This window comes from Streptomyces sp. NPDC015220 (assembly GCF_043079345.1).
Lineage (GTDB): Bacteria > Actinomycetota > Actinomycetes > Streptomycetales > Streptomycetaceae > Streptomyces.
The window spans coordinates 65,939-86,017 of record NZ_JBIBUK010000016.1 but is presented as its reverse complement, the minus strand read 5'-3'; the positions used below and the strand labels follow the sequence as shown (position 1 = coordinate 86,017).

Here is a 20,079-nt window from a genome sequence, read left to right as displayed (position 1 = left end):
CCCCGGGCCGAACCCTGACACGGCGTCGGGGTCCGGCCCGGGGCCGGCGCTCCGGCCTGATCCGGAGGAGAGTCCCCGGTCTATGCCGGCGCGGCCTCCGCCCGGCGCGGCAGCGTCAGCACGGCGACGAAACCCAGGACCGCGACCGCGGCGAAGAAGTAGAACCCCCAGGGGTGGCCTATCCCGGCGGTGACCAGGGCGCCGGTGACCGACGGACCGACGATCGAGCCGAGCCGGCCGATGCCGGAGGCCGAGCCGAGAGCGGTGCCGCGGACGGCGGCCGGGTAGAAGTTGGTGACGTAGGCGTAGACGAGCACCTGGGCGGAGAAGACGAAGACGCCGGTGAGGAACACGACGACGTCGAGCAGCAGGTCGCTGTGCATCCGCACGCTCAGGCACGCCAGCATCAGCACGGAGACTGCGAACCAGACGAGCGTGGTGCCCTTGATGCCCCGCCGGTCGGCGACGAAGCCGCCGAGGACCAGGCCGACGACGCCGCCGACGTTGAGCACCAGCAGCTGGGTGACGGCCGTGGGGACGGGATAGCCGGCGTCGTTCATCAGCTTCGGCAGCCAGGTGTTGAGGCCGTAGACCAGCAGCAGACCCATGAACGAGGCGACCCAGACCCCGATGCCCGCGCGGAGGTAGGCCGGCTTGAGCAGCTCGGTGAAGGGCACGCGCTGGGAGCCGGACGTCTCCCTGGCGTGGACGAAGGCCTCCGACTCGGGCAGCCTGAACCACTGGATCGCGGCGATGACGAGACCGGCGGCACCGAGGACGTAGAAGAGGATCTTCCAGTCGTCGGTCACCTGCAGCGCCAGCAGGGAGGTGATCACGGCGCCGGTGTGGTAGCCGGTCATCGTCAGCGTGCTGGCCCGCGCCCGCCGGCTCGCCGGCATGTGCTCGGCCATCATCGTGAGCGACACCGGCATGCAGGCGCCCAGGCCCAGCCCGGCCACGAGGCGGAGCAGGGCGAACATCGTCACCGAGCCGGCCAGCGGGACCAGCAGGGTGAAGACGGAGAACAGCACCACCGAACCGATCAGCAGCAGCCGCCGCCCGAGCCGGTCGGCCAACGGGCCGACGCAGACGGCGCCGATGGCCACGCCGACGAGCGACAGCGTAGCGATCGTGGTCGCGTCACCGGCGGTCATGCCGAGGTGGTGGGTCCTGAGCAGGACGGGGATGATCGCGCCGAGGACCACGAGGTCGTAGCCCTCGAGCATGACGGTGATCCAGCACAGGACCACGGTCCACGCGTTGCTCCCGGGGGCGCCGGCGCTTGCCGGAGCGGGGGCGTGGGACGGGGCGGTGGATGTCATGGACATACCTCCCAGGGGACGGGTGCGGGCGGGGTGGGAGCGGGTGTCAGTACGGATAGTCGGCGATGTCGGGGCGGACCGTCACCCACTGGGTCTCGGTGAACGCCTCGACGTTGGCGGCGGCGCCGCCGAACCGGGAGCCCGTGCCGGAGGCCTTGACCCCGCCGAACGGGGCGCTGGGTTCGTCGCCGACGGTCTGTTCGTTGATGTGGACCTTGCCGGACTCGATCCGGTCGGCGAGCCGCATCGCCGTGCCGACGTCCCCGAGGATCCCCACGGAGAGCCCGTACTCGCAGTCGTCGACGATCCGTGCGGCCTCCTCCGGCGTCGAGAAGCCGATCACCGGTGCGACGGGACCGAAGATCTCCTCGCGCCACGCGGGCATGTCCGTGCTCAGGCCGGTCAGCACGGTCGCGCGGTAGCCGGCGCCCACGATCTCGCCGCCGGCGGCGAGGGTGGCGCCCGCGGCGACGGACTCGGTGACGATGCGGTGCACCCGCTCCAGTTGACGACGGTCGATGATCGGGCCGAGCGCCACGTCCTCACGGGCGGGGTCGCCGACCGCCAGCGCGTCGGCCTTGGCGGCGAGGGCGGCGGTGTACCGCTCCAGCAGCGACTCGTGCACGAGGTGACGGCCGGTCGTCATGCAGATCTGCCCCTGGTGCAGATAGGAGCCGAACGCACCGGCCGAGGCCGCCTTCGCCACGTCCGCGCCGGGCAGCACCACGAGCGCGTTGTTGCCGCCCAGCTCCAGGTGGGCCCGCTTCAGGAGCCGGCCGGCCCGCTCGCCGATGGCCCGTCCGACCGGCGTGGACCCGGTGAAGGAGACCACCCGGACCTCCGGGGCGTCGACGACGGCCTGGCCGACCGAACCGTCGCCCGGCAGCAGGTGCAGGACGCCGTCCGGCAGCCCCGCCTCCTGGAGGACGCGCGCGATGACGACACCGCCGCTCACCGCGGTGCGCGGATCGGGCTTCAGCAGCACCGCGTTGCCCAGCGCCAGCGCGGGCGCCACCGAGCGCAGGGCGAGCAGGAGCGGGAAGTTGAAGGGCGCGATGACGCTCACGACACCGGCCGGCCGCCGCCGGGCCAGCGACCAGCGGGCCTCCTCGGTGGCCAGCACCTCGCCCTGCGGGTGCGTCGGCAGCCCGGCGCACTCGAAGCACTCGCCCACCGCGAGCCGCACCTCGAAGGCGGCCTTGGCCCGGACCGAGCCGGCCTCGCGCACCAGCCAGTCCTCGATCTCGGCGGCGTGCTCGGTGAACAGCTCGCCGGCCCGGCGCAGGACGGCCGCCCGCTCCTGCGGGGCGGTGGCCGCCCAGGCACGCTGCGCCTCGGCCGCGCGGGCGGCGGCCCGGCCCGCGTCCGAGGCCGAGGCCAGGCCCACGGTCCCGATCCGGTCGCCGGTGGCGGGCTCGACCACCGGCCGCTCGGTGGCGGAGTCCCGCCAGCCGTCGCTGAAGAACTTCCCGCCCCAGACGTCGCTGTCCAGGAGTGCCATCGCTTTCCCTTTCTTCTTCGAACAGACCCGGTCGGGGCCGGGGTCAGGAGGGGGTGGTGAGCGCCGTGTCCACCTGGACGAGCCGCGGCCGCTCCGGACGCTCGGCGAGCACGGCCCGCAGTTCCTCGGCCCCGCCGACCTGCACGGAGCCAACGCCGTAGCCCTCCGCGATCCGGGTGAAGTCCAGCCCCGGGATGTCCAGGCCGGGGGCGTCCGGCACCCCGAGCAGCCCGCCGAACCAGCGCAGCGCGCCGTACGTCCCGTTGCGCAGCAGCACGATCGTCACCGGGAGGCGGTGCTGGGCGGCCGTCCACAGTGCGGTGATGCCGTAGTTGGCCGAGCCGTCCCCGATCACACCCACGACCGGCCGGTCCGGCTGCGCCATCGCCACTCCGACCGCGCCGGGCAGCCCGAAACCGAGCCCGCCGGCCGCCGGGAAGTAGTAGGAACCCGGCCGGCGCAGGTCCATCTGCCGCCACCACGCGGAGTTCGTCGAGGTCGACTCGACCACGTACGCGGTGTCCTCGGGCAGTTCGTCGCGCAGCGCGGCGAAGACCTCCTCGGGATGCAGGCGCCCGCCCTCGCCGGCGGCCGGCTCCGGCACCGGCCGGTACGGTCCGGCCGGCCCGGCGGGCGAGCCGAGCCGCTCCAGCAGCAGGCCGATGACCGCGCCGGGGTCGGCGACCAGGGCCTCGCCCATCGGCGCCCGGGCGGCCGCGGAGGCGTCCTCGGTCACCTGGACCAGCCGCGTGCCCCGCGGCAGATACCGGCCGGGCAGGTACTCGTGGTAGCGGAACACCGGCGCCCCCAGCACGAGGACCAGGTCGTGGCCCTCCAGCGCCTCGCAGATCGGCGCGATCCCGGCCGGCAGCACCCCGCGGAAGAGCGGGTGCCGGTTGGGGAAGGGCAGCCGGAAGAGCGACGGCGCAGCCCACACCGGACCACCCAGCCGCTCGGCCAGCCGCACGGCGTCGTCGAACAGTCCCGCCGAGTCGATGTCGCCGCCCAGCACCAGCGCGGGCCGCCGCGCGGCGGCCACCAGCTCGGCGAGCCGGCGGCCCTGATCGCCGTCCGGCGCCGAGGCGCGCTCGACCCGCCGGTCCAGCACCGCCAGGCTGTTCTCGTCGGCGTCGGCCGCCCAGTCGTCGTACGGGACGGAGAGGTACGTCGGCCGGCGCTGCAGCTCGGCCTCGAAGACGGCCTGCGCCAGCGCGCGCGGCACGTCCTCGGCGCAGGCCGGCTCCGCGGCCCAGCCGACCAGCGGCTTCATCAGCGCCGGGGCGTCGACGTTGGCCAGATTGGCCTCCGGGCCGACGGCGGACCGCACCTGCTGGCCGGCCACCACCACCAGCGGCGTCCGCGCGGCCACCGCGTTCGTCAGCGCGCCCATCGCGTTCCCGGAGCCGGAGGCGGCGTGCAGGTTGACCAGCACCGGCCGGCCACTGGCCTGGGCGTACCCGTCGGCCATGCCGACGACGGCGCCCTCGTGCAGACCGAGGACGTAGCGGAAGCCGTCGGGCAGCTCCGCGAGGAAGGGCAGCTCGTTGGAGCCGGGGTTGCCGAACACGGTGGTGAGTCCCCGGCGCTCCAGGAACTCGTGGGAAACACGACGTACGGATGGCACAAAAGTTCCTTTCCAAGTGACGCAACGCACGCTAGGCAACGCCCTGACATGGGCACCAATAAATGTTTCGCCGCTCCGATATAGAGTCCTTCGATATGGGCTCCTTCGACCTCAACCTCGCCCGCGTCTTCGTGCTGCTCTACGAGACCGGCAGCGTCACGGCCACCGCCGAGACGCTCCACGTCACCCAGCCCACCGTGAGCTACAGCCTGGGCAAGCTGCGCCGGCACTTCGACGACGAACTGTTCCGGCGCACGGGCCGCGGGCTGACACCCACCGCGGGCGCCCGCCGGCTGTACGAGCCGCTGCGGGGCGCCCTCGCCGAGATCGACGGCACCGTCCGCCAGGCCGAGGCCTTCGACCCCGGGACCATGCCCGGCCGCTTCACGCTGGCCCTGTCCGACCTCGGCGAGGCGACCCTGCTGCCCCGCCTCCTGGCGGCGGCGCGCGAGCGCGCGCCCCGGGTGTCGTTCACCGTCCGGCCGCTCGACGTGGACGACGCCGAGCACCAACTGCGCCGCGGCGACCTCGACGCCTTCGTCGCCACCCCGGTGCTGACCTCCCACCGGACCGTGCGGATCCCGCTCTTCCACGAGCGCTACGTCGCCATGGTCGCCGCGGACCACCCCCGCGTGAGGGGATTCTCGGTCACCCTCGAGCAGCTCGCGGCCGAGCACCACGCCACGGTCTTCGGTCCCAGCGGCCACGTCGTGCCGCGGGCCGTGCTGGCGGCGCACGACCTCCTGGACCGGGTGGCGGTGGACGCCACCCGCTTCTCGATGCTTCCCTACCTGCTGGAGCAGACCGATCTGATCGCGCTCGTCCCCGAGTACGTCGGAGAGGTCTTCACCGGCTCCCACCGTGTGCGCCTGGTCCAACTCCCGTTCGAGACCGAACCGGTGGAGGTCGCCCTCTACGCCCGGCACGAGGCCTCGCGCAGCCCTTCCCAGCGCTGGCTGGTCCAGTTCATGACGGAGGTGCTGGGGGAGCGGGTCAGCCCCGCCCAGCTCCCGCCCTACGCGGTGGATCCGGACGGCCCCGCTCACCCCGCCGCCCGGGCGAGGGCGCGCCGGCACTGAGCCAGGTCGGCGGACCCGCGCCGTTCGCCTGCCCGGAGGGCGGGCCCCGCGGCGTCGGACGCGTGCTCCCGGTGTGCCGGTCCCCGAGCCTGGTACGGGATGTACTCGGGTCGGGGCCCGGTGCGGCGGGAGGCACGCGCACGGCGTCGCGGGACGGCGGGGGTTCGACGAGGGGGCCTGTAGGCCGACCGGGTGCATTCCGCCCGGCGTTGGGCCATCCCGGCGACAGTCGGCGCGGCTTCGGCAGCGCGAGAGGCAAGGATGGGGCGGAGCCCTGCGGGAGGTCCCGCGGAACTCACGCATCCATGTCTTGAGAGAAAGCGTGTAACGGGCCGCATGACAGACGTTCAGCACTCCACGCGCGAAACCGCCGGTCCTCCCCGCCGTAACCTCCGGCCCGGAGCCGTGGTGGTGAAATGGGTGACGACCACCGATCACAAGACGATCGGCTCCCTGTACCTGATCACCTCGTTCTCGTTCTTCGTGTTCGGGGGCGCCCTGGCATTGCTGATCCGCGCGGAGCTGGGCCGCCCGGGCCTTCAGTTCCTGTCGAACGAGCAGTTCAACCAGCTGTTCACGATGCACGGCACGGTCATGCTGCTGATGTTCGCGACGCCGCTGTTCTCCGGCTTCGCGAACTGGATCATGCCGCTGCAGATCGGCGCGCCCGACGTGGCCTTCCCGCGGCTGAACATGCTCGCCTACTGGCTCTACCTGTTCGGCTCACTGATCGCGGTGAGCGGCTTCCTCACCCCGAACGGCGCGGCCGACTTCGGCTGGTTCGCGTACTCACCGCTGAACGACTCGCATCACTCGCCCACCATCGGCAGTGATCTCTGGATCATGGGTCTGGCACTCTCCGGCTTCGGCACGATCCTCGGAGCGGTCAACTTCATCACCACGATCGTGAGCATGCGCGCGCCGGGAATGACCATGTTCCGCATGCCGATCTTCACTTGGAACGTGATGCTCACCAGCGTCCTGGTGCTGTTCGCCTTCCCCGTCCTGGCGGCCGCGCTGCTCGTGCTGGAAGCGGACCGAAAATTCGGCGCACAGGTGTTCGCCCCGGCCAACGGCGGCGCGATCCTGTGGCAACACCTGTTCTGGTTCTTCGGCCATCCGGAGGTCTACATCATCGCGTTGCCGTTCTTCGGCATCGTCACGGAGATCATCCCGGTCTTCGCCCGCAAGCCCATCTTCGGCTACATGGGGCTGGTGGGCGCCACGATCTCGATCGCGGGTCTGTCGGTCACGGTGTGGGCGCATCACATGTTCCCCACGGGCGCGGTTCTCCTGCCCTTCTTCTCTTTCATGAGCTTCCTGATCGCGGTACCGACCGGTGTGAAGTTCTTCAACTGGATCGGCACGATGTGGAAAGGATCGCTGTCCTTCGAGACACCCATGCTGTGGGCCACCGGATTCCTGGTGACCTTCCTCTTCGGCGGCCTGACCGGCGTCCTCCTGGCCTCGCCGCCGCTGGACTTCCACGTCACCGACAGCTACTTCGTGGTCGCCCACTTCCACTACGTGGTCTTCGGCACGGTCGTCTTCGCGATGTTCGCCGGTTTCTACTTCTGGTGGCCCAAGTGGACCGGCAAGATGCTCGACGAGCGCCTGGGGAAAATCAACTTCTGGTTGTTGTTCGTCGGCTTCCACACCACCTTCCTGGTGCAGCACTGGCTGGGCGCCGAGGGCATGCCGCGCCGCTACGCCGACTACCTCGCGGCCGACGGGTTCACCACGCTGAACATGATCTCCACCATCGGCTCCTTCATCCTCGGCCTGTCCCTCCTGCCGTTCTTCTACAACGTGTGGAAGACGGCCAAGTACGGTCAGAAGGTCGGCGTCGACGACCCGTGGGGCTTCGGACGCTCACTGGAATGGGCCACCTCCTGCCCGCCGCCGCGGCACAACTTCGTCACCCTGCCCATGATCCGCAGCGAGTCCCCGGCGTTCGACCTGAACCATCCCGACGTCTCGCTCACGGACAAGCGGGAGAACCTGGGCCTGCCCTCATGACGGACGCGGCGGGCCGCACCGGCGGGGACCCGGGCCGCTCAGGGCACGTGGTCAACCAGGTGGAGGGCTACCTGCTGTGGCAGGCCCGTGTCGCCGAGGCGCAGGAGCGGGCCCGCGCCTTCACCGAGCCGCTGGAGTGGCTGACCACGGCCCAGCGGGAACGGATCGAGGAGCACTACGTCCGCGACTGCCTGAGCCGGGCACGGGCGGACCTCCAGCGTGTCGCGGACCGCTGCCGTGAGCTGCGCGGCGAGTACGAGGAACGCTACCGCGAGCTGCGCGCCCGCTGCCTGGCGACCGTGATCGCAGGCCTCGCCGTCCTCGCCGCCGGCGCCCTGCTCGCCGTGGCCGTCACCCGGTCCTGACGCGACCGGCCCGAAACGGCCGTCACAGCTGCTTGCGGACCCCGGGCTCCCGCGGCAGGCGGGAGTGCTGGTCGCCCGGATCGCCCTCGATGGCCCGTCTGGCCTCCCCACGGCGCAGGATCGGCAGGACCGTGCGCTGCCGCAGATCCTCGACGAGGAAGGCGGTGCCGGCGTACAGGGCCAGCGCCACCAGCAGCGACGCGGCGGCGCCGTCGGCGAGTTCGAGGGCGTGCGGCGCACCGAGCTGATAGGCCGCCGCCACGGCGGCGCGCACCGTGGACACACTCAGCACCACGCCCAGCAGCGTCTTGCCCAGGAAGCCGACCACCGCCAGGGGCAGCAGCATGAGGGCGAAGGCGCTCAGATACATGCCGACGGCGATGCCGGTCCGCTGCGCCGGGGCGACCACGTGCAGCACGCCCAGCCCCGCCCACGAGGTGGCGAACAGCCCGAGCGCGGCCGCCGCGGCGGTGTCCCGGGTCAGGAAGGCCATCACCGTGGCGAGGAACTCCAGAGGGAAGACGAAGACCGTCAGCAGGATGCCCATCGGGCGTACCTGGTCGCCGCTGATCACGCCGAGCGCGGCTCCGGCGAGCAGGGCCATGCCGATGCCGAAGGAGAAGAAACCCAGCGGCAGGGGGTTGCCGTACGGCCTGACGGTGACGGTGGCGGCCTCCGGGCCGTTCACCGGGGTGGGGACCACGCCCGCCGCGTACCCGTAGGCCTCGGTGGAAAACGCCCGCTCAGGCGCCGGACGCCACCGCGGTGGCGGTGCCGTGGAGGTGCTCGAGGGCGTCGAGGACCAGGGTGCGCCGGTGCCAGCACAGCCAGCGGCCCACCAGGCCGGCCATTCGCTCCAGCGCGCCGTGCTGCGCCCCGGTCAGGCCGGACAGCGGGCGTGCGTGGTGGGTGGAGACGACACCGACGAGCCGTCCTTCCCCGGTCAGCAGGGGCACGCTGTGGCAGGCGCGGCTGCCGGCTTCGAGGATGACCCGCCGGGAGGTCTCGTCGAAGACGGGGGCGGTGGCCACGTCGCCGACGGTCACCGGGGTGCGCTGCCGGGCGGCCTCGGCGCAGGAGGTGGTGGACTGCTCGACGAAGGCGAAGTAGTCGGTGAACCGGCTGGACAGACCCGCGTGCTTCGCCATCCGCAGGAGGCCGCCCTCGGCGAGCTGGACGTTGCCCATCGTGGTCCCGGTGATGGTCAACGCCCTGTCCAGCGCCGCCTTGAGAACCGCGCCGTGCTGGGCGCGGGCGTGCTGGTCCAGCCCCAGACCGGGCAGCGGCGGTGAGCCGTGCCGGGCGCGGCCGGGGAACCACTGCGCGGCGCCCGGAGCCGGTGGGGAAGCGGCGGTCAGCGCGTCGGCGAGGGTGTGCAGTTTGACATTGTGGAGCTGCGACGTCTGCCGCAGCAGCGCGAACGCCTCGGCCGGTGAGGACAGTCGGTACCGCTCCACCAGCACGGTCTGCGCCGCCGCCACGGTGGCGCGCGCGATCAGCCGGTTGTGCGACTGCTGCGGTGTCGCCTCGGTTCCGGTCGCCGTTGCCGTTGCCGTTGCCGCGTCCGGCACGGCGCGGGCTGCCGTAGGCGGCGGGCACGCCCGGTGCCGGTGTGCGGACGGCGAGCTCATGACGCGACTCCCTGGGGGACCGTGGAACTGGGTGGCATGCCGATGATGCCCCTACCCCTGGCAGTCGTATGGACACACCATGTTGCCAGCCGGCGGTGACACCCCCGCGGCCGGGCGACCCCGCCGACCGTACGCCGCACGGACCCCACTGCGTCGAGACCTCGCGTAGGCCCCCCGAGCGCCCCGGCAGGGGAGCGGGACGGCGGGGCCGGGCCGGCCCCGTCCTGTCCCCGCGGGCGGTTCGCCCTACGCCACGACAGCGATCCATGGGCCCTGTGTCCGCGTCTTACGCGGTGTGGACCGGAGCTCTCCCGACGATGGGATTCGGCTTATGAGCGCCCTTGCGACCTGAGGTTTTCCCCCATCTCGGGAGGGCGTGCCGAGACGGCCGGTCTGCGCGAGGCCCAGAAGGCGATGACCCGCAAGCTCCTGCTCGACTCGGCGCTGGAACTGTTCCGTACCAAGGGCTACGCGGCCACGACGGTGGACGACATCGCGGCGGCGGCGGGCACGACCCGGGTGACGTTCTACGCGTACTTCCCCTCCCGCAGCGATCTGATGCGGGCGCTGATCGGCGAGCTGAACGAGGCGCTGGAGCGCATCGACTCACCCACGCACGGCTCGACCGCCCGGGGGCTGGTGGCGGTGGTCCGCGACGGCAGCCGCGGGGCGATCACCCAGTGGCTGACGGCCATCTCGGCCCGCTGGGACTCCGTCCGCCCCTACCTTCAGGCCGCGTTCGAAGCGGCGGCGGTCGACCCGGAGTGGCGCGGGCTGGTCGACGCCTGGTTCGAGGAGGCGATCAGCGACGTCGAGGACGGCCTCGACCATGCCGGACGTTGCGCACCGGAGAGCCGGCACATGCGAGGTGTGCTGGCCATCGCGCAACTCGACCACGCCGCCCGGAACTGGACGCCCGGCCGTTGGGGGGCCGAACGCGAACAACTGGTGGACGTCCTGGCGGAGAGCTGGGCCGGGCTGCTGAGCGAGGCGGCCGAAACCGAGGGCTGAGCCGCTGAGCCGCCGGGCCCCTCCGTCGTCCGGGACGGCCCCGCCGCACCGCCCAGCGGACGGCCCCGGCCCGGTGCGCGCGGTGGCACCGTCCACGTGCCCGGCACCGTACGCCCCTGCCGGCTCGGCCCGTCCGTCCTCAGCCCGGGGCGAGGAGCGAAGTGGCGGGCCGGCGCGCCGCGGCGCGATGGGCGATCGCACGGGCGCGGGCCGCCTCCAGCACGGCCAGGAGGACCTGCTTGCCGGAGGCGCGGTCGCGCACGTCGCACAGGACCACCGGCGTGGCCGGGTCCAGGTCCAGCGCCGCCCGCACCTGCTCGGCCGTGCAGTCTCGCCGGCCGTGGAAGCAGTTGACGCCCACGGCGAAGGGGATGCCCCGCTCCTCGAAGAAGTCGATCGAGGCGAAGGACGCCTCCAGTCGCCGCGTGTCCGCGAGCACGACCGCGCCGAGCGCACCGGTGGCCAGGTCGTCCCACATGAACCAGAACCGGTCCTGACCGGGCGTGCCGAACAGGTACAGCACCAGCTCCGGCGCGATGGTGATGCGGCCGAAGTCCATCGCCACCGTCGTGGAGGCCTTGCCCTCCACACCCGACAGGTCGTCGACGCCGTAGCTCGCCTCGGTCATCCGCTCCTCCGTCTCCAGCGGAGGAACCTCGCTCACCGCGGCCACCATGGTGGTCTTGCCCACCCCGAAGCCGCCCGCGATGAGGACCTTCAAGGCGGTCGGCATGATCGGCTCAGAGCTGACGGATACCATCCATCACCCTTTCGATGAGTTCCACGCTCGGCCGGCTCTCCCGCCCGGGCGGCGACTGCACCAGGACCAGCGAGGCGTCGAGCAGGTCCCCGCACAGCACCTTCACCACGCTCACCGGCAGGTCCAGCAGCGCGGCGATCTCGGCGACCGCCAGCGCGCGGTCCCGGCACAGGTCGAGGATGTGGGCCGCCTCCGGCTCCAGGTGGCCGGTCCCGGTCGGCCGTGCGGACCGCGCCACGACCAGCGTGATCAGCGTGAACGCGTGCTGGCTGTGACGGGTCCGGCCGCCGGTGATGGCGTACGGCCGTAAGTAGCGTCCGGCCTCCAGGCCGTCGTGCCGGCGCGGCTCAGGCATCCTGGACGAGGGCGCCGGACGGGGACTGCACACGAGGCGCGGCCGTGAGGTACTGGCCCACCTGCTTGACGAGCGTGCCCATCTCGTACGCCATCATCCCCACATCCACTTCCTCCGAGGCCAGTGCCGCCAGCCGCGCGCCCTTGCCCGCCGCCGTCACGAACAGGAACGCCTTGTCCATCTGAATGACCGTCTGCTGCACCCGGCCGCTGTGGAAGTGCCGGGCGGCGCCGCGGGCCAGGCTGTGCACCCCCGAGGCCACCGCGGACAGGTGCTCGGCGTCGTCACGGAGCATGTCCTTGGACTTGCCGATCAAAAGGCCGTCCCCGGAGAGCACGATGGCGCAGCGGATCTCCGGTATCCGGTCCACCAGGCCGTCCAGAAGCCAGTCCAGCTGACGTCCGGCGTGTACCTGCTCAGTCATGCGTTAACGTCCTCACCGTTCATGGGCAGGGGGCCTGCCGCATCGCTTGGCCGCCCGTGCGCACCGTGCGGCGTGTCGTCGTCCTGGGACATCCAGGCCCGCTTGAGTCCCTGGTGGATGGCGCTCATCGCACGGGCCGACGCGTCCGGGGAGATGACGTCGTCGTCGCTCCCGCCCACGGGTTCGTCCTCGGCCTGCGCCGCCTCCCTCCGCAACTGCTGCGCGAGACTGGCTCCTCTGACTCGTTGCGGCAGGACCGTGGGCGTCGTCAGCGGACGGGGAGCGTCCGGCCGGCCGGCCCGGCCGTGCGCGTCGGCGGCCTGACCGGCCGGCTGCGCTGCCTGCTCGTTCGGGTTCGTTGCACGTGCGGGGGTTTCCGGCGCCCACTGGTACGGCTGCGTGGACTGCCCGGAGGGCTGCGGGGCCGGCTCGTAGCGGTGCGCGGTCCGCCCGTACGGCTCCGCGGCGGGCGCGGTCCGCCTCCGGCGCTGCGGCCAGTCCGCGCGCACGTCGCCGGACAGGGGCTGCTCCACGGGCGAAGCGGACCCGTCGGTCCGCGGACGGTGCGGGACGGAGGAGGGGGCGGGGCCCGCGCCGGGCGCCGCCGCGACCGGCGCGGGAGCCGGGGCAGTGGACCGGTCCGACGCGGGGGGCAGCAGGCCCGCCCCTCCGTACTCGGGGAAACCGTTGTGGTCGCGCGGCGGGGCGGGAGCGGCGAGATCTCCCTCGGCGGCGGTACGGGCGCCCGCCCCGACCAGGACCCCGCGGTCGGCGTCCGGCCGGGGCTGCCCGGCGTCCGTCAGCACGGCGCCGGCCTCGGTCTCCAGTGTCCGGACGTCGTCGTCCACGGCCCGGCCGGCGGCGACCGCCGCCGACTGGAGCTGCTCGACGACGGGCGAGGAGACCTCCTCCAGCAATTGGGCGGGCAGCATCACCAGGGCGAGGGTCCCGCCGTAGTCGGACTCGCGCAGCACCACCTTGATGCCGTGCCGCTCGGCGAGCCGGGCCACCACGAAGTGCCCCAGCCGGGGATCCTCGCCGAACACGGTCATGTCGACCCGCGGCGGCTGGGCCAGCAGCTCGTTCGCCCGTGCGAGCAGATCCGCGGGCATGCCGAGGCCCTGGTCCTCCACGTGCACGGCCAGTCCCTTGGCGACCCGGGTCACGCCGACGGTCACCTGGGTGTCCGGCGGGGAGAAGCTGGTGCCGTTCTCGATCAGCTCCGCCAGCAGGTGGGTGACGTCGGCGACGGCGCGGCCGGCCAGGGCCACCCGGCGGTCGGCCGGTGTGTTCCTCACCCGGACCCGCGTGTACTGCTCGGTCTCCGCCACCGCGCCGCGCATCACGTCGGTGAGCGCGACGGGACGGGTCGCACGGCGGCTCGGCGGCGCCCCGCTGAGGATCATCAGGTTCTCCGCGTGCCGCCGCACACGGGTGGCCAGATGGTCGACCCGGAAGATGTCCTTGAGCAGGTCGGAGTCCTCGTGCTTGCGCTCGAGGTCGTCCAGCAGCGCGATCAGCCGGTGGATCAGGACCTGGGCACGCCGGATGAGCTGACCGACGACCTTGTCCGAGCCCTGCCGGCCCTGCGACTGCCGCAGCGCCGAGTCCGCGGCCGCGACCGCCAGTTGGTCGATGGCCGAGGACAGCCGGCCGATCTCGTCGTCCGCGTGCTGCCGGTGCGGGGCGAGCGCGGCCGGATCGACCCGCTCGCCCCTTTCTATGCGGGCCAGGTACTCGGGAAGCCGCGACGTGGCGAGCTGTTCGGTGCTCGCCTGGAGGCCGCTCAGGCGGTCCAGCTCGGCGAGACGGCGTAGCGTCGAGCGCCGGGTGCGCAGCGCCGGCACCGCGGCGCCGGCCAGGGCCGCGAGGGTGACCGCCGTGCCGAGCAGCGTGGCCAGCAGCAGTGCGTCCGCGCGGTCGGCGGCGTCGTCGGCGAGGGCGGTCAGGGAGGTGGCCTGCACCGTCCGCAGGTCGCCGACGACGCTGTCCGCGGCCGTCGGCCAGGCCGTGGCGCGCTCGGGCAACGCGGTGCCCTGGCCGCCACCGACGGCCTGCGCGATCGATCCCACGGTGGTCCACTGCCCGCCGGCGGTGAGCCGGGCGTACGCCGTGGCCGCCTTGCCCGGCAGGTCCCGGCCGTCCAGCCCGGCCCGGGTGGCCTGCTGGACCGCCAGGTACTGGCCGAACCGGGCTCGGTCGGCGGCCGGGATCCGGTGGCCGGGCAGGGCGGCGGAGAGCAGCGCGTCCTCGCGTGCCAGCATCTCGGTGAGCTGCGCCGCGGCCACCGTCGCGGAGCCGGCGCGCTGGGTCCGGCCGCCGTCGCCGCGCACGGCCTCGGTGAGCAGGGCCAGCCCCTGGGCCGTGGCGTCGGTGAAGTACGCGAAGGCGGCGCCGGACGACACCTTCCGCGCGTCGATCGCGGACCGGTGGTCCGCCAGCGACTTCAGCGTGCCGTCCAGCGCCCCGGCCCGGCGGCGGAGCGCCGCCGTGTCCGGGCTGCCCGCGTGCCGCCGGTACTCGGTGAGCGCGGTGTCGGTCTTCGCGCGGGCCGCGTCGAGGTCGGCGCGGGCGGTGTCCGAGCGGTTGGCCTGCCACACGGCGGTTTCCCGGCGCTCGTCCTGCAGCCGTGCCAGCAGCTCCTGGGCCGGCCGGGCGAGGGAGGTGACGTGGTCGGCGTCGGTGTGCAACTGGACCTGGTCGTCCACCAGCCCGGCCGCCGTGTAGCCCCACAGTCCGCTGACGCAGACCGCGGGGATGACGAAGGGCAGGACGAACGAGGATCGAAGTGATCTCGGAGCAGCGGCGCGGTGACGTGTCCGCCGGTCGCGGGTGCCTGGCATCTGGTTCCTCGTGCAGCAGCGGTTCAGCGGTGCGGTCGGGGGTGCGCGCGACGTACGACGCCACCCGCGCTGTGGCCTGGTGGCTCACCGTGATCGGAGTCGGCGCGTGCTGCACGGTATCAGGATCATCGCGCAGGGTCACACATGGCCAAGGGCAACTGGCCAGTATCTTCACCCCAGTTGAACTCGCCGGGGCCGGACGGGCGGTGCGACGGACGCTCGGCCGGCCCCGGCGGCGGATCAGAGCAGGGCCAGCAGCCGAGGGGTGTAGAGGGCACTGGCGGAAGCGATCCCGGCCACCATGTCGAGGTAGATGGCGGTGAGTTCGTCGTCCGACTGCACGGCCCGCAGCAGGGAGAGCCGCTGTTCGTGGGGATCCAGTCGCGCGACGCCGAGGGTGGCCTCGTACCCGGGCGTCAGAGCGCCCCCGCACTCCTCGGCGTAGCGGGCCAGCGCGGTGTCGAGCCGGGCGGGATCGCCGCCCAGCGTCCCGGCCAGCGCGGCCACCAGTGCCTCGACCCCCTGGAAGGTGTCGCTGATCCCGCGCGCCGTGATGGAGTCCTTGTGGTGCGCGGCGTCGCCCACGAGGACCCAGCCGGGCCCGGTCGGCTGCCGGAAGAAGTTCTGCTGGTCCCCGGTGCCGCGCAGCCGTTCCACCGGTGTCGCGCCGCACAGCCGCTCGTGCAGGGCGGGCGCGGTGCTGCGTATCTGCTCCCGGTAGGCGCGGCGGGCGTCGGTGCGGACCTCCGCGAACCGGGACTGCGGGAAGTAGGCCAGGACCAGGGTGGCGTCGTCGTGGGTGGGAACGGTGGCCACCCAGCCGCCGGGCCGCTCGTACAGCTCGAGACCGGCCGGCACGTCCTGCCAGTACGTGTAGTACGCGCAGGTCAGCCGCGGGTCCCGCACGGTGTACGGAGCTCCGGTGAGCCGGGCGACGGCGGAGCGCATCCCGTCCGCGCCGATCACCAGACGCGCCTGTTCGGTGAAGGTGCGCTCACTCTGCCTGCCCACCACGCCGACGACCCGGCCGGTGTCGTCGCGCAGCAGTTCCGTCACCCGGCAGCGGTCGCGGAATTCGGCGCCCGCCCCGGTGGCGGCGTCGACGAGGAGGGCGTCCAGGACGTGCCGCCGCGGGGCGAACGCCGCGCGCTGTCCCGCCACGCCGCGGGCGCAGCCCTCGATGTGGATGTCGGCGACCTCGTAGAGCGCGCTCTCGATGGGCGGGCAGCCCGAGGCCCGGACCTGCTCCAGCAGCCCCCAGCGGGCGAGCGCGGCGACGCCCGGCTGGTGGATCAGGTGCGTGGAGAGGGTGTCGGAGCCGTACGCCGACTTGTCGAGCAGGAGCACCCGGTACCCCGCTCGGGCCAGGAGCAGGGCGGTGGGCGCGCCGGCGCAGCGCGCCCCGACAACGATGGCGTCGTACATACGGGAGCCTCGCAACAAAGTCGTGGTCGGTGGGTGGGGTCGGGGAAGGACGTGGCGGGCGGGGGAGGGCGGACGCCGGCGGTCAGCGGGGGCGCCCGAGTTCGGCGAGCAGCGCCCGGCGGTCGATCTTGCCGTTGGGATTGAGCGGCAGTTCGTCCAGGACCGTGATGCGGCTCGGCATCATGTACGGCGGCAACCGGTCCCCCAGCTCCGTGTACAAGCGGTCGGGCGCGCAGCCGGAGCCGCTGACCGCCGCCCGGAGTTCCGGCTCGCCGTCGGCGGCGGGCACGGTGAGGACGATCGCGTCGCGCACCCCGGGCCGGGCGCGCAACGCGGCCTCGATCTCACCGAGTTCGATCCGGTGGCCGCGGATCTTCACCTGGTGGTCGGTGCGCCCCAGGTGGACCAGCCTGCCCTCCCGCACCGCGACCCGGTCTCCCGTCCGGTACCAGTGCCCCGGACCGGGCGGGCCGTCACCGGCCGGCCGGAGGTCGTCGGTGAGGAAGCGGCCCGCGTCGTGCCGCGGGTCCAGGTAACCGGCGAAGCGCAGCGGACCGCGCACGCACAGCTCGCCGGTGTCGCCGGGCCGGCCCTCCTCGTCGAGCAGCAGCAGGTCCAGGGCCGGGTAGCCGGCTCCGATCGGGGCCGTGCCGTTGGGGGTCCGCGGCCAGTCGGCGATCTCCTCGGGGAACCGGTAGGCGGTGCAGGAGATGGTCAGCTCGGTGGGCCCGTAGAGGACCTCCAGGCGGCTGTGCGGCGCGGCGGCGCGCCACTCGCGGGCGGCCCGCAGCGTCAGCGGCTCGCCGCCGAAGACGCTCCACCGCAGGGTCGGCATGCTGCCCGGGGCGAGGGTGCCCAGACGGGAGGCGAAGGTGATCAGCGAGGGCACCGAGAACCAGTGGGTGAGCCGCAGGCTGTTGATCGTCTTCACCGGGGACAGCAGTTGCCCGCGCCCGGGGACCACGAGCGTGCCCCCGCCGGCCCAGGCGACGAACAGGTCGTGCACGGAGCCGTCGAAGGTCAGCTCGAAGGTCTGCGAGAGCCGGCTGCCCGGCCCGATGCCGTACCGGCCGGCGACCTGCTGGAGATAGGCGCAGATGTTGCCGTGCCGGATCGGCACTCCCTTGGGCGCGCCGGTCGAACCGGAGGTGAAGATGACGTAGGCGACGTCCTCCGGGCCCGCCTGCCGGAAGGCGGCATCCGGTTCCGGGCCGCCGGTCCCGGCCGGCGGGGCGACCGCGGTGTCCAGCGTGTCGTCGGCGAGGACGGGTGCGCCGAGTTCCGGGTGGGGGCCGGAGGTCTCGGCGAGGACCAGGTCCAGGCCGGCCGCCGAGACGATGCCGGCGGTGCGCGCGGCCGGGTGCTCGGGATTGAGCGGTACGACGGCCGCCCCGGCCCGCAGGACGGCCAGGTAGCCCGCGTAGGCGGTGACCGACCGGGAGGCGAGGAGCCCGACCCGGCGCGGCGGGGCGCCGCCGGCGGCCGTGACCAGGCGGGCGGCGAGCCGCTCGGCCCGGTCGCGCAGTTCGCCGTAGGTCAGGCTGGTTCCGGCGACCTCCAGGGCGGGCTCGTCGGGGTGTGCGGCGGCCGAGCGGGCGAACCACTCGTAGAGGGTGTGCGGAGTGTTCACCGGGCCGCTGCCACGAGCGTCCGGGTCCACCGCCGCAGCTCGCCGACGGTGCGCAGCCGGCCGAACTCCTCCGGGTCGACCTCCTGCCGGCACCGCTTGGCGAGTTCCACGACGATCCGCAGCTTGGCCAGCGAGTCGATGCCGATGTCGGTGAGGGCGGAGCCGTCGTCGAAGCCGGTGCGGGCGTGTTCGCGCAGCACCCACGCCGACAGGTCCTCGGCGTCGCCCCGGGCGTCGTCGGGCTCCTCGACGGGCCAGTACCGGCGGGTCTGCCACGGGTAGGCGGGCAGCGGCACGCAGCGGCCCGGCTCGCCGAACAGCGCATCCCAGTCCGGCTCCTCGCCCGTCCGGTAGCGCTCGGCGACGGCCGACAGCGGCTGCCCCTCGGGCGCGGGCGCCCCGGTGAGCGCCGCCGCCAGTTCCTCGTGGTCGCGGCCGACGACCGCGATCCGGTGCTCGTGGTGCCGGCGCCGGGTGGCCGCGCTGTGGCAGATGTCGCGCAGCGGGAGGCGGGCCCCGTCGCCGGTCCGGAGGTAACGCGCGTACGCGGCGGCCAGCTCCGCCAGGGCGGCCGGGCTGTGCGCGGAGATCGCCAGGAGGTACGGCGTGCCGTCCGGGGCGTCGGCCGGCGGCCGGCCCGCGGTCGCGGCCTGGCCGAGGACCACGTGGGCGTTGAGCGCGGAGGATCCCTGCCCGCCGACCCCGACGACGGCCGGCCGGCCGAGGTCGGGCAGGTCCCGCAGCTTGCCCGGCACGACCAGCGGCAGGTCCTCCCAGGGGACGCCCGGGTTGGGGGTGTCCAGGTTGAGGCTGGCCGGCACCTGGCCGTGCTCCAGGCACAGCACCGCCTTGACGAGCCCCGCCATGCCGCCGGCGGCCTCGGCGTGACCGATGTTGGTCTTGACCGAGCCGACCAGCAGCGGCCGGTCGGCGGGCCGTCCCTTGCCCAGCACCTCGCCCAGCGCGCGCAGTTCCAGCGGGTCCAGGGCCGGCGAACCGGAGCCGTGCGCCTCGACGTAGTCGACGTCGGCCGGGTCCACCCCGGCGTCCTCGTACGCCCAGCGCAGCACGTCCAGCTGGCCCTGGAGCGACGGGTTGAGCACCGTGTCGCTGGTGCGGCCGTCGTTGCCCACGGCGCTGCCCCGGACGACGGCACGGATCCGGTCGCCGTCGGCCAGTGCGTCCGTCAGCCGCTTGAGCACGACCACCGCCACCGCGTCGCTCGGCGAGTAGCCGTCCGCGCCCGCGTCGCCGAACTTGCAGCGCCCGTCGCCGGCCATCGCGCCGGCGTGGGTGAGGACCAGGCCCTCGTCCGGGCGGAGCGCGATGTTGACGCCCGCGGCCAGGGCCAGCGGGCTCTCCCCGGCGCGCAGGCTCTGCACGGCCTGGTGCACGGCCACCAGGGAGGAGGAGCAGGCCGTGTCCACGACGACGCTGGGGCCGCGGAAGTCGAAGAAGTGGGACAGGCGGGCGGGCAGCAGCGATCGGAAGTTGTTGAGCTGGGCGGCGGTCACCGTCTCCGGGCCGCGCCGCAGGGCGAGTTCGAGGTGGTCGGCACGGGCATTGCCGACGAAGACGCCGGAGCGGCTGCCCGCCAGCCGGTCGGGACACTGACCGGCGTCCTCCAGCGCGTCCCAGGCGGTCATCAGCAACAGCCGCTGTTGCGGGTCGAGTTCGGTGGCCTCGGTGGCGGACATCCCGAAGAACTCGGCGTCGAAGTCGGCGATCCGGTCGACATAGCCCCCGCGCCGGGCGGCCATCCGCCCCTGTCTGGGTTCGGGGGAGTGCAGCGCGTCGACGTCATAGCGGTCACGAGGCGTCTCGCTCGTGACGTCCACGGCGTCCCGCAGCAGGGCCCACAGTTCGTCGGGCGCGGACGCGCCGGGCAGCCGGCAGGCCATGCCGATCACCGCGACCGACCGAGGGTCCACGTCGGACCTGTTCATGAGAGAACTCCGTTCGTACGTTGCCACGGCCCCCACGCCGTGGGCGTAGTTGACCTTGCCCAAACGCAACTTTGGTCACGCGTGCGCCACTTGACAGGCGGCGGAACGCGCCGCCGCGCAGCGACGTGGAAGGCGGAGGAATCC

Annotated in this window: 16 protein-coding genes; 4 read left to right on the top strand and 12 right to left on the bottom strand. The window is 73.3% G+C overall.

The window, feature by feature from the left end; translation table 11 throughout:
- Nucleotides 1-80: 80 nt before the first annotated feature.
- From ACF061_RS27060 to mdlC, 3 genes are read right to left on the bottom strand one after another with little or no spacing between them, the layout of a single operon-like run.
- Nucleotides 81-1,322: an MFS transporter gene (locus ACF061_RS27060; RefSeq protein ID WP_392269581.1), complete on the bottom strand. Its 1,242-nt coding sequence runs from the start codon at nt 1,320-1,322 to the stop codon at nt 81-83.
- A 46-nt stretch (nt 1,323-1,368) separates the two neighbouring features.
- The gene (locus ACF061_RS27055) at nt 1,369-2,823 is read right to left on the bottom strand and encodes an aldehyde dehydrogenase family protein (RefSeq protein WP_392269580.1); all 1,455 of its coding nucleotides are present in this window, start codon (nt 2,821-2,823) and stop codon (nt 1,369-1,371) included.
- A 43-nt stretch (nt 2,824-2,866) separates the two neighbouring features.
- Entirely contained in the window at nt 2,867-4,447 is a 1,581-nt protein-coding gene (mdlC, locus tag ACF061_RS27050; RefSeq protein WP_392269579.1) for a benzoylformate decarboxylase, read from the bottom strand.
- 95 nt (nt 4,448-4,542) lie between these two features.
- Here mdlC and ACF061_RS27045 point away from each other — a divergent pair, with 95 nt between their 5' ends.
- The 3 genes from ACF061_RS27045 (at nt 4,543) to ACF061_RS27035 (ending at nt 7,910) form a co-directional block, all read left to right on the top strand.
- On the top strand, nt 4,543-5,526 hold the full coding sequence (locus tag ACF061_RS27045; protein ID WP_392269578.1) for a LysR family transcriptional regulator: 984 nt from the start codon (nt 4,543-4,545) through the stop codon (nt 5,524-5,526).
- Between the two features lie 336 nt (nt 5,527-5,862).
- A complete protein-coding gene (gene ctaD, locus ACF061_RS27040; protein WP_392269577.1) occupies nt 5,863-7,545 on the top strand; it encodes a cytochrome c oxidase subunit I in 1,683 nt (560 codons plus the stop codon).
- The gene (locus tag ACF061_RS27035; RefSeq protein WP_392269576.1) at nt 7,542-7,910 is read left to right on the top strand and encodes a cytochrome C oxidase subunit I; all 369 of its coding nucleotides are present in this window, start codon (nt 7,542-7,544) and stop codon (nt 7,908-7,910) included. The genes ctaD and ACF061_RS27035 overlap by 4 nt, the downstream gene beginning before the upstream one ends.
- A 22-nt stretch (nt 7,911-7,932) precedes the next feature.
- On the opposite strand, the gene ACF061_RS27030 is transcribed toward ACF061_RS27035, so the two are convergent.
- Together ACF061_RS27030 and ACF061_RS27025 are read right to left on the bottom strand one after the other, a co-directional pair.
- Nucleotides 7,933-8,613: a hypothetical protein gene (locus ACF061_RS27030; protein ID WP_392269575.1), complete on the bottom strand. Its 681-nt coding sequence runs from the start codon at nt 8,611-8,613 to the stop codon at nt 7,933-7,935.
- 40 nt (nt 8,614-8,653) lie between these two features.
- On the bottom strand, nt 8,654-9,541 hold the full coding sequence (locus ACF061_RS27025) for a GAF and ANTAR domain-containing protein (RefSeq protein ID WP_392269574.1): 888 nt from the start codon (nt 9,539-9,541) through the stop codon (nt 8,654-8,656).
- A gap of 414 nt (nt 9,542-9,955) precedes the next feature.
- Between ACF061_RS27025 and ACF061_RS27020 the strand changes: the two genes are divergently transcribed.
- Nucleotides 9,956-10,552: a TetR/AcrR family transcriptional regulator gene (locus ACF061_RS27020; RefSeq protein ID WP_392269573.1), complete on the top strand. Its 597-nt coding sequence runs from the start codon at nt 9,956-9,958 to the stop codon at nt 10,550-10,552.
- Between the two features lie 139 nt (nt 10,553-10,691).
- On the opposite strand, the gene ACF061_RS27015 is transcribed toward ACF061_RS27020, so the two are convergent.
- The 7 genes from ACF061_RS27015 to ACF061_RS26985 form a co-directional block, all read right to left on the bottom strand.
- Complete coding sequence (locus ACF061_RS27015; protein WP_392269572.1) at nt 10,692-11,312, bottom strand: ATP/GTP-binding protein; 621 nt, start codon at nt 11,310-11,312, stop codon at nt 10,692-10,694.
- Complete coding sequence (locus ACF061_RS27010; protein ID WP_392269571.1) at nt 11,293-11,667, bottom strand: DUF742 domain-containing protein; 375 nt, start codon at nt 11,665-11,667, stop codon at nt 11,293-11,295. Before ACF061_RS27010 ends, ACF061_RS27015 begins: the two co-directional genes overlap by 20 nt.
- Nucleotides 11,660-12,091 (bottom strand): roadblock/LC7 domain-containing protein, encoded by a 432-nt coding sequence (locus ACF061_RS27005; protein WP_392269570.1) that lies wholly within the window; start codon nt 12,089-12,091, stop codon nt 11,660-11,662. The genes ACF061_RS27010 and ACF061_RS27005 overlap by 8 nt, the downstream gene beginning before the upstream one ends.
- Nucleotides 12,088-14,934, bottom strand: coding sequence for a nitrate- and nitrite sensing domain-containing protein (locus ACF061_RS27000; protein ID WP_392269569.1), 2,847 nt, complete (start codon nt 14,932-14,934; stop codon nt 12,088-12,090). Before ACF061_RS27000 ends, ACF061_RS27005 begins: the two co-directional genes overlap by 4 nt.
- 240 nt (nt 14,935-15,174) lie before the next feature.
- On the bottom strand, nt 15,175-16,359 hold the full coding sequence (locus ACF061_RS26995; RefSeq protein WP_392269568.1) for an NAD(P)/FAD-dependent oxidoreductase: 1,185 nt from the start codon (nt 16,357-16,359) through the stop codon (nt 15,175-15,177).
- Between the two features lie 82 nt (nt 16,360-16,441).
- Complete coding sequence (locus tag ACF061_RS26990; RefSeq protein WP_392269567.1) at nt 16,442-17,989, bottom strand: amino acid adenylation domain-containing protein; 1,548 nt, start codon at nt 17,987-17,989, stop codon at nt 16,442-16,444.
- Complete coding sequence (locus ACF061_RS26985) at nt 17,986-19,935, bottom strand: beta-ketoacyl synthase N-terminal-like domain-containing protein (protein ID WP_392269566.1); 1,950 nt, start codon at nt 19,933-19,935, stop codon at nt 17,986-17,988. Before ACF061_RS26985 ends, ACF061_RS26990 begins: the two co-directional genes overlap by 4 nt.
- Nucleotides 19,936-20,079: the final 144 nt, after the last annotated feature.

Coding starts and splice junctions, on each gene's coding strand:
- ACF061_RS27060 (WP_392269581.1), bottom strand. CDS start 1,322: ATGACATCCACCGCCCCGTCCCACGCCCCCGCTCCGGCAAGCGCCGGC.
- ACF061_RS27005 (WP_392269570.1), bottom strand. CDS start 12,091: ATGACTGAGCAGGTACACGCCGGACGTCAGCTGGACTGGCTTCTGGAC.
- ACF061_RS27010 (WP_392269571.1), bottom strand. CDS start 11,667: ATGCCTGAGCCGCGCCGGCACGACGGCCTGGAGGCCGGACGCTACTTA.
- ctaD (WP_392269577.1), top strand. CDS start 5,863: ATGACAGACGTTCAGCACTCCACGCGCGAAACCGCCGGTCCTCCCCGC.
- ACF061_RS27055 (WP_392269580.1), bottom strand. CDS start 2,823: ATGGCACTCCTGGACAGCGACGTCTGGGGCGGGAAGTTCTTCAGCGAC.
- ACF061_RS27025 (WP_392269574.1), bottom strand. CDS start 9,541: ATGAGCTCGCCGTCCGCACACCGGCACCGGGCGTGCCCGCCGCCTACG.
- ACF061_RS27015 (WP_392269572.1), bottom strand. CDS start 11,312: ATGGTATCCGTCAGCTCTGAGCCGATCATGCCGACCGCCTTGAAGGTC.
- ACF061_RS27020 (WP_392269573.1), top strand. CDS start 9,956: ATGACCCGCAAGCTCCTGCTCGACTCGGCGCTGGAACTGTTCCGTACC.
- ACF061_RS26995 (WP_392269568.1), bottom strand. CDS start 16,359: ATGTACGACGCCATCGTTGTCGGGGCGCGCTGCGCCGGCGCGCCCACC.
- ACF061_RS27035 (WP_392269576.1), top strand. CDS start 7,542: ATGACGGACGCGGCGGGCCGCACCGGCGGGGACCCGGGCCGCTCAGGG.
- ACF061_RS27045 (WP_392269578.1), top strand. CDS start 4,543: ATGGGCTCCTTCGACCTCAACCTCGCCCGCGTCTTCGTGCTGCTCTAC.
- ACF061_RS27000 (WP_392269569.1), bottom strand. CDS start 14,934: ATGCCAGGCACCCGCGACCGGCGGACACGTCACCGCGCCGCTGCTCCG.
- ACF061_RS26985 (WP_392269566.1), bottom strand. CDS start 19,935: ATGAACAGGTCCGACGTGGACCCTCGGTCGGTCGCGGTGATCGGCATG.